Here is a 12,551-nt window from a genome sequence, read left to right as displayed (position 1 = left end):
CGAATCGAAACCGCTCCCAGCGGCACCCTGCCGTGGCCCGGTTCCGAGGCCGCGATTCTAACAGCTTGTGCGCCATCATCCACCGGCGCCATCATCCACTGGCGCAGCCACGGCCGCTCAAGGCCTGGCCGGCGCGCCGCGCAGCTCCAGATCGTCGAATTCGCCGGTGTCGTCGAACGAGCCCAGCCCGATGCGGCCGGATAAGAACGTCTTGTCGATGGCCGTCATGGCAGGCTTGTCGAAGTCGTCGAAGTACACGGCGATCGTGCCGTCGGCCACGCGTCGAACCAGCTTGAGGCGATGCCAGTCTTCGGTCCAGGGGGTGCCCGGGTTGCTCGTCTGGCTGATCATCTTGCGCGGCGCGTCGTTGACGATGAAGATCTGGTTGGCATGCTCGTCGGCGCGCTGGCCGAAATGCACGTAGTAGAAATGGGCCGGGTCCTGGTATCCGAAGAACAGGCACATGTCGCGATGGCCATAGGAGCGCGCCGTCGTGTGCACGCGCACGGTCAGCTCAAAATCGCCCGGCGCGACGTCCTTGAGCAGGCTGATGTTGACGGGGCTGCGGTGCGGGGGCTGGTACTTGCTTTGCCTCGCCAACCGGTAGACGGGTCCCTCGGGCGTGGTGGCAATTTCCCAGGCTGCGGGATCGGTCGGCTCCCAACGGTCCGCTCCACCGGAAAAGTCTTCCCGAACGAGCAACTCGAGGTCACCTGCCCGCGCCTCGGCCACGAACACCAGGAGCGTGGCAAGTAGCGCCCCACCCACGACCGGACATCGTCGCCACATCGGTGCTAACTACCTTTCTGGCCGTAAACCTGTTGGGGATCGACCAGGCGTTGGCCGATCGTGCGCACACCCTCGGGCGTGAGCTGCCGGAAAAAGCAACTGCGGTAGCCTTCGTGGCAAGCGGCGCCTGTCTGCCGGACGCGGAGCAAAATGGTGTCAGCGTCGCAGTCGACGTAAATCGCCTCGACGTGCTGCACGTGTCCGCTGTCTTCGCCTTTGCGCCACAGCCGCCCGCGGCTGCGGCTGTAATAAACTGCCCGACCGGTGCGGACCGTCTCGGCAAAACTCTCCGCGTTCATATAGGCGAGCATCAGCACGTCGCCCGTGGCGGCGTCTTGGGCGATCGCCGGCAACAGGCCGTCGCCGCGGGAAAAGTCAGGCACATTGCCGTCGGGAGCCATCTTGCAGGGTCCAGGTGCGCCGGCCTCGGGGGCTCAGGGAAACAGCCCGTCGGAAGCCAGCGCGTCAGCATAATCGGCCCGCGCGGCGCTCACCAGCAAGACGGCCGCAGGGGGTGGGGGCCGGTGCGACCGTTTTGGCCCGCGCCGGCCGGCCCAACGCTGCAAGCGTTGCCACGCGCGCCGCTTGTCTCTCTGCCAGCACTTGTGGAGTCCGTTGGCCGGGCGGTCCGATCAATACGAGCAATCCTGAATCCTCTCGCAAGCAGGAACTTACGCGTGCCGTTGTTTACGATCTGCCTGCCGGTTCGCAATGCCCAGGCGACGCTCGAAGGGCTCGTCGAAGAGCTGATCGAGGTCGTGCATGACCTGGTGCCACGGTTCGAGATCGTCGTGCTCGACAACGGATCGACCGACGCTACGCCAGAGATAGCGCACGAACTATCGATGCGCTATCCACAGGTCCGCCGGCTGGCCTTTCCCTTGCCTGTGAGCCGGGAGATGACGCTGCGGGCCGCGATTCAAGAGACGCGCGGAGATATGCTCTTGGTTCGCGATCCCGACTCGCAGATCGAGGTCCACGAGATCTACAAGCTGTGGCAGGAGTTCGCGGGCCGCGATGCCGTGCTGGCTTGCTCGCTTCTTGAGAAGGCCAGCGGCTGGATGGCCCTCATCGAACGGTTGGGCCAAGGCGGCAAACGCGCCAAGGCGTCCGGCATGCGTCTCGACTACGTGTTGATTCGCCGCCGGGCTTTCGATGCCTTCCGCGCGGCATTGACCGCGGGCGGGCCCTTGGCCGACGAGCTGCGTCGCTTTGGTCATCCGTTCGTCGAGTTGACGATGAAGAGCCGTGGCATCGGCGAGATTCCCGAACTGCCGGCCCAGTCGGCCAGCCGCAATTCGAGCCACGCCGGCGAATCGTCTCCGCCCGCGGCCCAGCGCGTGCGGCGCCCGAACTATCTGGGCCCGATCAAGAACTTCGCGCTGGGCGAATGAGCGGCGCGCAGCGGTCGTCGTGACGCACGGACCGCTGTTGCATCGAGCAAGTGTCCAAGCGCGTCTTCGTGGCCCGCGTGTGAATCTTGTTTCGCACAGCACCTGGGCGTCGATCGACCAAACTTAAGGGTTTTTACTGGTTCGACGACTTGCCCAATTGTCCGGGCAAACTTATAGTGTGGCGAACTCGGCCACTTGCGTGTGGGGTTTTGCGGGGGTTGCGAGCGGTCGAGTCCTCATCTTTCGCTGGATCGTAGCGATATCCGTTTCCGGGTTGCATAATTGGGAGAACCGTCGGCGCCTGGTGGTTCGTGACCGGACGAGTGTTAAGGGAAACCTCGTCAGCTGCGGCCGCCGCTGGGGTAATCGCCGACCCAACAGAGTCGAGAGGTGTCTTGTCGATCGCGTGAGCCTTCGGGGCCGAGGGATCGGTCGGCAGACGTTTGGGATCTCCATCGAGTTGGTGTCATAGCTTTTTTTCCTCATCCACCCATGCGCGGGCGCGTTGCGCGCCGGCCGCGTGCTCGGTGAGGGATGCTACTCGTCTGCGCCGGAACTATTCCACGGCCCCCTGAAGCGTGGCCGCTGTCGTTGCATGGGAATTTTTCCCGGGCAGCGCGCGTGCGGCTTCCCTTGGCTTCGGCGTCTCATGCGAACGATCGTCGGTCGTTCGGTATTCATTTTTTGTTCTTTCTTTTATCGGTGTTCGACCGGCTGGCTCTCGTGCCTGCCCGGTGGAACAGGAGGCTTCGCATGAGCATTTCCCATCTTCCTGTAACGCCTGTTGACAGTCCGGTGTTTGCCCGGGCCGCCGAACCTGAAGAGGAGTCGCCCACCCGTCGCAAACGGGCGCTCCACCGCATTGCCGAGGTACGGCGCCAGCAGGGGGTTTCCTTGCGGGGCGTCGCCCGTCAATTGAAACGCACCGTGAGCGAGTTGAAGCTCGAAGAAGATCCCGGGAGCGACCTGCACCTGTCACAACTGTTTCAGTGGCAAGAGGCCCTCGAGGTACCTGTCGGCGAGCTGCTTGAAGAGAGCGATGCCCCCCTGTCGCCGCCGGTCCTCGAGCGGGCCCGGATGGTCAAGATCATGAAGACCGCCGCGGCGATTCTGGAAAAGGCCGACCACGCGAGCATTCGACGGCTGGCGCAGACACTGGTGGACCAACTGATCGAAATCATGCCCGAGTTGCAGGGCGTGAATCCTTGGCATGCCGTGGGGCAGCGGCGCACGCTCGACGAGTTCGGGCGGATCGTCGAACGTCGGATTTCGAGCGATTTATTCCGCGAGCTGTGATCATTTCAGTGGCCTCATGGCCACGGGCGTCCCGAGCTTATTCCGGTGACGAAGGGTGCGACCCAACGGCCGGCGGTGTGGCCAGCGCGAATGCTTGCCCGCCGCCGGCCGTTCCTGTTCTTGATGGCTGCCAGCAGGGTTAACCCGCCGCGCGCTTGACACGGGCATGCGGGGGCCACATGCTTGGTCTCCATTGCCCCTGCTGCCCTCCTTGGAAACAGCTACTGATCGCACCACGCCGCGTGTTGTCAGGCATGCTTTTTTCATTTTCTTGAGGGCAACCCCATGTCGGTTCGAACTGTCTTTGGCTGCGCGCTGGTGTCTTGGTGTGTCGCTTTCACATCGCCGGGAGCCGCCGGTGCGGGCGAGCGGCTCTATTTCGATGTCGATCCCACGCAAAGCGTTCTGCAATCCACGACCACGCTGAATTTCCTCGATCTGGGTCTCGTCGTGACGACCGTCGGTCAGGGGCGCCGCGGTCTCGGCGAGCCTGGCTTCAGCACCGGGCGATCCGGCCAGCTGGACGGTGTGCTCGCGGCCAATGTCGATTTCGACGCCGGCACGATGAAGTTCGGCGGCGGCGGCATGTACGGCTTGCCGAGCGGAATCTGGGAGCCGCTGCCGCAAGGCGAACACGGCATCGCCCCGGCCTTTCTGGGCATCATGATCCTCGACGTCGGCGGCGTTCCGACCCGCGCGGTGGCCGCGGTCCGCGACTTCTGGCTGGACTACGCCGATCAATACTCGATCACCTCGCTGACCGATCTGGGATCGGGCAACTACGGGTTCGCGACCGACGAATGGATTTCCGTTTCGACCAAGCTCGACTTCGAAGGGCAATCGGGCCTGGGGTTGTTGATTGATCCCGTGCGGTTCGACCTGGAGGAGCGCTACGCGGCCCAAAACATCGCCGGCCAAGGCAGTCTGAGCATGGGCGCCTCGGGCGGCTGGGACCTGCGCGTGCCAATCAACACTTCGGTCCTGACATCGGTCGATGACGTCGAAGGCATCGGGCGGATTAATGTGAGCCTGCAGGTCGCGGGCCAGATCGTCGGACATAGCTTTCAGCTTGCCGAGCCGACGATCGTGCGGGCCAATCCGGACAACGACAGCTTGGCGACGGCCCAGTCGCTCGACGCGGAGTTTCGCTCGGGCTTCGATCCGAACATCGGCGAATCGCTGGTCAACATTTCCGCGGCCATGCCGCACTTGACCATCGACGCCGAGGCTGACGGAACTCCCGATTATTATCGCTTCCACGTCTCGGCAGCCAACGCCGTGGGCATCTTTGACATCGACGGTGCGAGCTTCGATACGCGCCTGCTGCTGTACGATGCGCTCGGCAGGCTGATCGCCTCGAACGACGATGCCTCGTCGACGCTGGGGGCGTTAGGGAGCCTCAGCTCGAACGATGCCTTCATCGAATACGCCTTTGCAGCGCCGGGCGAATACACGCTGGCCGTGGTGCCCTTTGCGCAGCCGGGCCCGACGCTGGCGGCCTCCGACTCGTCGCCGGGCGGCTATCGCCTGGGCGTGGCCCTGTCGACGGCCGTCGTGCCCGAGCCGGCCAGTTGGTTCCTGGCCACGATGGGATTCGCTTTGGTGTTTGCCGCGCGGCGGCGAGGCTGGCTTCGCCGGGTGCTGTGCGGTGTCGTGTGCACCCTGGTGCTCGGCGCCTCGGGGGTCGAAGCCGCTTCGTTGCATACCAAAGATTCGGTGGAAAACGTCTTCGATCGTGATGGCGTGTTTCCGATGCCGTACCGGTTGTTCGTGCCTTCGGGCGCCGAGTCGTCGGCCGAGCAATTGCCGCTGGTGTTGTTTCTTCACGGTTCCGGCGAACGCGGCGTCGACAATTACGATCAGCTCAATCACATCGACGGCCTGATCAACGCGACGCAAGGCGACCGTTACCGGGCGTTTCTGCTCGCCCCGCAGATGACCGATTTTCCGTTCGCCGGCGGGTGGACGCCGACGTCCAGCTACGATCGCACCTTGGAAATCCTGGCCGACGTCCTCGCGACATATCCCGTTGACCCCCACCGGATCTACATCACCGGGCTGTCGATGGGCGGTTTCGGCACGTTCGAGTACCTGGCCGAGCGTCCTGATCTGTTTGCCGCCGCGGTCCCGATGTCCGGCGGCGGGAGCATTCTCGACGCGCCCACGATCAAGGACATCCCGCTGTGGGTGTTTCACGGAACCCTCGACGACGTGGTGCCCGTCACCTACTCGCGCGGCATGGTCAATGCGATTCGCAATGCGGGTGGCTCGCCGCTCTTCACCGAAATTCCCAACGGAGGGCACGATATCTGGGACCCGGTCTACAACGACGCCGAGTTGAACCAGTATGGGCTCTACGATTGGATGTTTGCGCAATCGAAGGCTTCCGCGCAGCTCGTGGCTGCGGTGCCAGAGCCGTCGTCGCTCGTGCTGGCGGCGATTGCCGGGGTGCTGCTGCTCACGGGGCGTGGCCGGCGGTGGTGCCGAAGATGAGCACACGGACCGTGCGCCGCCGACGGTGGATACGGCGGCGCATGGTCACGTTTGCCGTCCCGCCACGCGCGGCGTCAGGCGAGGATTTCGGAGATCACCCGGGCCGGCTCGACGCCGGTCAGGCGGGCTTCGAGACCGTTGAAGCGATAGGTCAACCGCTGGTGGTCGAAGCCCAACAGGCGCAGGGCCGTGGCGTGGAAATCGCGGATATGGACCGGGTCCTTGACGATGTTGTACGAGAAATCGTCGGTTTCGCCATAGATCGTGCCGCCCTTGATGCCGCCGCCCGACATCCACATCGTGAAGCACCGAGGGTGATGGTCGCGGCCGTAGTTGGTCTTACTCAGGCCGCCTTGTGAATAGATCGTGCGGCCGAACTCGCCGCCCCAGACCACCAGCGTGTCGTCGTGCATGCCGCGCTGCTTGAGGTCTTGGATCAGCCCGTAGCAGGCACGGTCCACGTCGCGACACTGGTCGGGCAAGCGGCCCGCGACGTTGGTGTGGGTGTCCCAGTTGTTGTGATAGATCTGGACGAACCGCACGCCGCGCTCGACCAGCCGCCGCGCCATCAAGACGGTGTTGGCAAACGTGCCGGGCTTCTGGCAATCCGCGCCGTACAGCTCGGTCGTGGTCGCTGGCTCGTCGGCGATGTTCGTCAGCTCAGGCACGCTCGTCTGCATGCGATACGCCAGCTCATATTGCTGAATGCGCGTGGCGGTCTCAGGGTCGCCCAGTTGTTGGTGGTTCAGCTCGTTGAGGGCCTTGAGGCCGTCGAGCGTCGCGCGGCGGACCTCGTTGCTGACGCCGGGCGGGTTGTTGATGTACAGGATCGGGTCGCCCTTCGAACGGAACGACACGCCGGCGTGCTTGCCGGGCAGGAACCCGGCCGACCAGAGCCGGGCCGAGATGGCTTGCACCTGCTCGGTATTCGACGGTTGCGCGACGAGCACGACAAACGTGGGCAGGTCTTCGTTGAGCGAGCCGAGACCGTAGCTGGTCCAGGCGCCCAGGCACGGCCGCCCGGTGATCTGGTTGCCCGTCTGGATGTAGGTAATGGCCGGCTCGTGGTTGATCGCCTCGGTATACATGCTGCGCACGAAGCTCAGGTCATCGACCATGCTGGCGACGTTTGGCAGCAGCTCGCAGACCCACATGCCCGACTGGCCGTGCTGGGCGAACTTGTATTTGCTGGGTGCGATCGGAAACCGCGCCTGGCCCGAGGTCATGGTCGTCAGCCGCTGGCCCTTGCGAATCGAATCGGGCAGGTCCTTGTCGTAATACTCCTGCATCTGGGGTTTGTAGTCGAACAGGTCCAATTGCGAGGGACCGCCGACCATGTGCAGGTAGATCACGTGCTTGGCCTTGCCGGGAAAGTGCTGCAGGCCGACGGTCGGGTTGTCCGCAGTCGCGGCCCGTGCCGGCGCGGCGCCGCCCGGCAACAGCGAGGCCAGCGCCCCCCAGCCGAGGAGATGTCCGGCCCGGCCGAAAAAGTGCCGTCGCGTTTCCAGGAGCTGATGTTCTTGCCAGGGATGCATCGGAAGCTCTCGCGTTAACGGAAGAATTCGGACTCGGCGGCCCGCGGGCAGCCGAGCCGCCTGCGCGGCTACTTGCACAGCACCTCGTCGAGGTTCATCAATTCGTTGGTCAACATCGTCCAAGCGGCCAGCAGCGTCGGGTCGAGCGCCGCGTCGACCGGCGCGTGGCCCACCTTGAGCAGCTCGGCCGCGGCCTCGGGCTGCGCTAGGTAATAGGCGCTGAGCTGGGCCAGCGACTGGTTCACGATCGCCTGCTCGTCGTCGCGCAGCGGTCGGGCCAAGAGCCGTTCGGCAATCAGGTTCACGCGTTGCTCCGGCGTGACCGCCGGGCTGCGCAGCGCGTCGGAGGCTAACTGCCGGGCCGCCTCGACAAACTGCGGATCGTTGAGCGTCACCAGCGCCTGCAACGGTGTGTTGGTGCGCTCGCGGCGCATCGTGCACGTCTCGCGGCTGGGCGCGTTGAAAATGTCCATCGATGCCGGCGGCGCGCTCCGCTTCCAGATCGTGTACATGCTGCGCCGATAGACGCTGTCGCCGCGGTCGGCCTGATAGTCGCGCGTGTTGCTGCCGATCATCGCGACGGCTTCCCAAACGCCCTCGGGCTGATAGGGTCGAACGCTCGGGCCGCCGATCTTACCAACCAGCAGGCCGCTGGCGGCCAGGGCATAGTCGCGCACCATCTCGGCATCCATCCGGAACCGTGGCCCGCGTGAGAGCAGCCGATTGTCGGGGTCTTTTTCGAGCTTGGCGGGCGTGACGAGCGCGGCCTGGCGATAGGTGTTCGAGGTGAGCATCAGTTTGAACAGCCGCTTGACGTCCCAACCGTGCTCGCGGAAATCCACGGCCAGCCAATCGAGCAACTCTTGGTTCGTCGGTAGATCGCCCCGGGTGCCAAAATCACCGGAGCTGCGGACCAGTCCGGTACCGAAAACCTCTTGCCAGAAACGGTTCACCGCGACTCGGGCCATCAGCGGGTGCTCGGGCCGCACGAGCCACTGAGCAAAGCCGAGCCGATTGCGCGGCAAGTCGTCGGGCATCGCCGGCAGGCTGCTGGGCGTCTTCGGTTTCACGGCATCGCGGCGCTGCTCATATTCGCCGCGGTAGAGCACGTAGGCCATCGCCTCGTCGGCGCGTTCCTGCATGACGTGGGCCACGGTTCCCCGGGCGCGGATGGCAGTTTCTTCGGCCTCGAAGGCAGCCAGCTTGCCGGTCAAGTCGCGGTAGGGCTCGTGACGCGCACCGAGCCACCAGGCATACAGCTCGTCGGCCTCGGCCGGCGTGCGCTGATCGGCCGCCCGGCCGGCGAGATAGTTCACGCGCGTCGCCGTGGCGACTTGCGCGACTTCGCTCGGCGACAAAGTCCGGCCGTAAACCCGGGCGTCTTCGACGAGCATGCCGTCGAGCCGCTCGTCGACATAGCGCACGCCGATCTTCAGCGGCACCTCGGTCCGGATCGTCCCCTTGAGCTTGTCGGTCGCTACGTTGACGTCGCGCTGCTGGCCGTCGACGTAGACCTTTACGCCGGCCGCCTTCGCCGAGCCGTCGTACGTAATCATCAGATGCGTCCAGCGCTCCGCTTCGATCGGCGCGCCGGTGACGACCTTCAGCGCGTCGCTGTCCCATTTGTGCACCAGGTGTGCGCCGACACGGCCGCCTTCGATCCAGAGATCCCAACCCCGAAAATCGTGCTTCGTATCCATGCGGGCCAGGACCGCGCCGGTGACGCTCAGGTTGTCCTTGGTCAAGCGAACCCAAGCGCCATAGGTAAAGGCCTGCGCCGTATCGAAATCGCCGGCGTCGGGCACCTCGACGATGCTCGCCGGGCTGACTTGCAGCGCGTGCGACGCCACGTGGCCGGGCTGGCGCGGCGGCTCCTGCGCCAGCGCGACGGTCCGTGACTGGCCATGGACGGTGAGCTGCACATTCGGGCCCGACGTTTCGTTCAGCGGGGCATACAACACCAGCCCGTCGGCCGGCGGCGCGAGTCCCAGGTTTTCGGCCGGCGCGGCCGCGATCCAGCCGTCGAACTCGCCCCGGGCCGTCGTCCGGGTCTGCTCGATGGCCGTGCGCGTCGTGGCCAGCAGGCCTACGAGCTCGTCGTAGCGCTGGCGATCGGCGGCGAGCGGCACGGGCAGGATCGGCGGCGTGTCCTTGATATTGCCGTCCATCGCGCCTTGCGTGGTGTTATTGAAGAACGCCGCCATTTCGTAGAACTCGCGCTGCGGCAGCGGGTCGAACTTGTGGTCGTGGCAGACCGCGCAGTTGGCCGTCAGGCCCAACCAGACCTGCGAGACCGTTTCGGTGCGGTCGCGCGTGTAGAGCACGAGGTATTCCTCGGGAATCACGCCGCCTTCGTTCGTGGTGATGTTGCAGCGGTTGAAGCCCGAGGCGATGACCTGGTCGAGCGTCCGGTTGGGCAGCAGGTCACCGGCGATCTGTTCGATCGTGAACTGGTCGTAGGGCAAGTTGCGATTGAACGCCCCGATTACCCAGTCGCGGTACGACCAGATCTCGCGGAAGTTGTCGAAGTGAATGCCGTGCGTGTCGGCATACCGGGCCACGTCGAGCCAATACCGGGCCCGATGTTCGCCCCATTGCGGCATCGCCAGGACCTGGTCGATGTAGCGCTCGTAGGCGTCGGGGGCAGGATCGTTGACGAACGATTCGACCAGGGCGGGCGCCGGCGGCAGCCCCGTGATATCGAGACAGACGCGCCGCGCCAGGGTGCGGCGATCGGCCTCGGGCGCCGGCTCAAGGCCCAGTTCTTCGAGCTTCGCGACCACGAAGGCGTCGATCGGATTGACGACCCAGGCCGCCTGCTTGACCGCCGGCACCGGCGGGCGGACCGGCGCGATGAACGACCAGTGCGGCTGATACTCGGCGCCCTCGGCGACCCATTGCTTGAGCAGTTCCAATTGCCCCGGCTTCAGCTCGCGACCGCTGTCGGGCGGCGGCATGCGCTCGTCGAGGTTGTCGGTCACCATCCGGCGAATGGCTTCGCTCGCGTCGACGTCGCCCGGCGTCCACGCCCCGGCAGCCAGCGCCGCGTCGCGCTGATCGAGGCGCAGGTCGGCTTTGCGCGCGGCGCTGTCGGCGCCGTGACAGGCGAAACAGTTGTCGGCCAAGATCTCGCGAATGTGCTGGTTGTAGCCCAGCTCACCGGCGCGCGCCGCAGGCACCGTCGCAAGCAACACGACCAGCGCAAGCCGACGCAGCAGCAAACCACAAAGACTCATGGCGACGGCACTCCCCCCAATGAATTTCCGACGGAGCTATCCAGGAGACCCAGGGCCAGCGACGAACCGTCTCTTCATCGTAATTGACACGCCGTCGCGGCCGTCGGGCGGGTATCAGGCAGGAACATCCAGGCGGCACACCACCGCCGGACATTGCAGGCGGGCATGGCCTGCCGCCGTTGAACCGCTGCGCGGAACACGATTGCCGGCCATGCACATTATTGTCGGCCCTCCGAAAGGGGCAGTCAACGCGCCTAAGTGCTTCGCCCGTACATAATAACGACGCACCCTGGCTTGGGGTGTACGGGCGAAGTCGCGGCGCCGGCCGCTAGGATGTGCTCAATCCGGGAATGGTTTCGGCTGTGACCGCCCGCAAGACGTCGTCCGGCACGCCGGGGACCAGGCGCAGCTCGGCGGGGTTTACCAGCGTTTGCAGCATTGTCGCCACGAGGTGGGAAACGCCGATCGGTTCCGTGGCGGGCTCGGCGCCGTCGCGGGTCGAGCGGCCGATCACCTGGCCCATCGAGTATCCGCCGCCGGCCAACAACAGCGGCCCGAGGTTGCCCCAATGGTCGCGCCCGCCGCCGGCGTTCACCTGGGGCGTGCGGCCGATCTCGCCGCAGCACACCACCAGGACGCGGTCGCTGAGTCCCCGCGCCTCGAGGTCTTCCAGTAAGGCCGACAAGGCCCAATCGAGTGGCGGCGCGGTGTAACCCATGCCGACGGTCATCGGCGCGTTGTTCACGTCGGCGTGCATGTCCCAGACAAAATTGGTGGTCACGGTGATGAACCCGCAACCGGCCTCGCACAGGCGTCGGGCCAGAAGCAACAACCGGCCCAGCGTTTGCGAATTGTCGATGTAGAACGGACGGTTCGCCCACCGCGCGTCGATCTGCTCGGGATGCACCAGCGGCGCGGTGTCGTAGCGCGCCAGTGTCTGGGCGTCTTCCTGCGAAAGGTCGAAGGCCCGCGAGACGGCGCCACCCAGAAGCGTCGAGTAAGCCTGCGCGCGCAGCGCGTCGACCGGGTCGCGTTCGGCGCGGGCCGCCAGCTTGAAGCGGGCCTGATCGAGCAGGGCCAGCATCGCGCGGCGATGTTCCACGCGCTCCAGCGGCAGCGCGAGTTGCAGGTCTTGTTGCAATTCTCCACCGGCGCCGGGCACAAACGGCGCCAGCGAAGCGCCCAGTCCGCCCGTGGCGTCGAAGCGGCCGAATTGTGTCTGCGCGGGTTTGGCCTGGGGATCGACGGCCTGCGGAACCAGCAGCGCGTTGTTCGGCATGCCCGTGGCCGGATGCGAGGAGCCCGCCACGCGCGCAAACAGCGTCCCGACATTGGCGCCGCTCGTTTCGCGCGCGACGACGGGCTTGATGTCGTGATTGGCGTTGCCCGGCCGATACGAGCGGACGATGGTCAGGCGGTGAGCCAGCTTGGCCAACCGCGGGAACGACGTGCCAAAGGTGACCCCCGGCAGCGATGTGGCGATCTCGCCGGTTTGTGAGCGGATGCCGACCGGGGCGTCCATCTTGGGGTCGAACGTCTCGAACTGGCTCGGCCCGCCGTGCAGAAACAGCAGGATGACCGACTTGCCTGAGAGCAATCGCCGGGTATCGACGGCCGCGAGCGCCGGCTGGCCGAGGGCGCCCAGCTGGCCAAAGGCAGCACCTCCCAACAGCGCCCCGCCGATCCGCAGAAAGGCGCGGCGCTGCATTGGTCGATCGCCGATGCCAAAGGTGAGCACGGCCCGTTCCCCGCGAGAAATTGCACGCCCAACGTCCGGTTTCAATGTACCTGCACCCCAGGCAGGTCAC

Annotated in this window: 8 protein-coding genes; 3 read left to right on the top strand and 5 right to left on the bottom strand. The window is 65.5% G+C overall.

Features of this window, described 5'->3' with window-relative positions; translation table 11 throughout:
• Positions 1–117: 117 nt before the first annotated feature.
• Complete coding sequence (locus K1X74_07600; protein MBX7166198.1) at positions 118–789, bottom strand: hypothetical protein; 672 nt, start codon at positions 787–789, stop codon at positions 118–120.
• A gap of 5 nt (positions 790–794) precedes the next feature.
• Positions 795–1,190, bottom strand: coding sequence for a phosphoribosyl-AMP cyclohydrolase (gene hisI, locus K1X74_07595; protein MBX7166197.1), 396 nt, complete (start codon positions 1,188–1,190; stop codon positions 795–797).
• Between the two features lie 276 nt (positions 1,191–1,466).
• Here hisI and K1X74_07590 point away from each other — a divergent pair, with 276 nt between their 5' ends.
• The 3 genes from K1X74_07590 (at position 1,467) to K1X74_07580 (ending at position 5,972) form a co-directional block, all read left to right on the top strand.
• Positions 1,467–2,183 (top strand): glycosyltransferase, encoded by a 717-nt coding sequence (locus tag K1X74_07590; protein ID MBX7166196.1) that lies wholly within the window; start codon positions 1,467–1,469, stop codon positions 2,181–2,183.
• Positions 2,184–2,936: 753 nt separating this feature from the next.
• The gene (locus tag K1X74_07585; protein MBX7166195.1) at positions 2,937–3,479 is read left to right on the top strand and encodes a hypothetical protein; all 543 of its coding nucleotides are present in this window, start codon (positions 2,937–2,939) and stop codon (positions 3,477–3,479) included.
• Between the two features lie 285 nt (positions 3,480–3,764).
• Entirely contained in the window at positions 3,765–5,972 is a 2,208-nt protein-coding gene (locus tag K1X74_07580; protein ID MBX7166194.1) for a DVUA0089 family protein, read from the top strand.
• A 74-nt stretch (positions 5,973–6,046) separates the two neighbouring features.
• On the opposite strand, the gene K1X74_07575 is transcribed toward K1X74_07580, so the two are convergent.
• The 3 genes from K1X74_07575 to K1X74_07565 all read right to left on the bottom strand — a co-directional run bounded on the left by K1X74_07575 (position 6,047) and on the right by K1X74_07565 (position 12,481).
• The gene (locus K1X74_07575) at positions 6,047–7,507 is read right to left on the bottom strand and encodes a DUF1501 domain-containing protein (GenBank protein ID MBX7166193.1); all 1,461 of its coding nucleotides are present in this window, start codon (positions 7,505–7,507) and stop codon (positions 6,047–6,049) included.
• 68 nt (positions 7,508–7,575) lie between these two features.
• A complete protein-coding gene (locus tag K1X74_07570) occupies positions 7,576–10,743 on the bottom strand; it encodes a DUF1553 domain-containing protein (GenBank protein MBX7166192.1) in 3,168 nt (1,055 codons plus the stop codon).
• 328 nt (positions 10,744–11,071) lie between these two features.
• A complete protein-coding gene (locus K1X74_07565) occupies positions 11,072–12,481 on the bottom strand; it encodes a DUF1501 domain-containing protein (protein MBX7166191.1) in 1,410 nt (469 codons plus the stop codon).
• Positions 12,482–12,551 lie beyond the last annotated feature (70 nt).

It is taken from the genome of Pirellulales bacterium (assembly GCA_019694435.1).
Taxonomy (GTDB): Bacteria; Planctomycetota; Planctomycetia; order Pirellulales; family JAEUIK01; genus JAIBBZ01.
The sequence above is the reverse complement of the archived record's forward strand: the minus strand, read 5'-3'. Positions and strand labels throughout refer to the sequence as shown.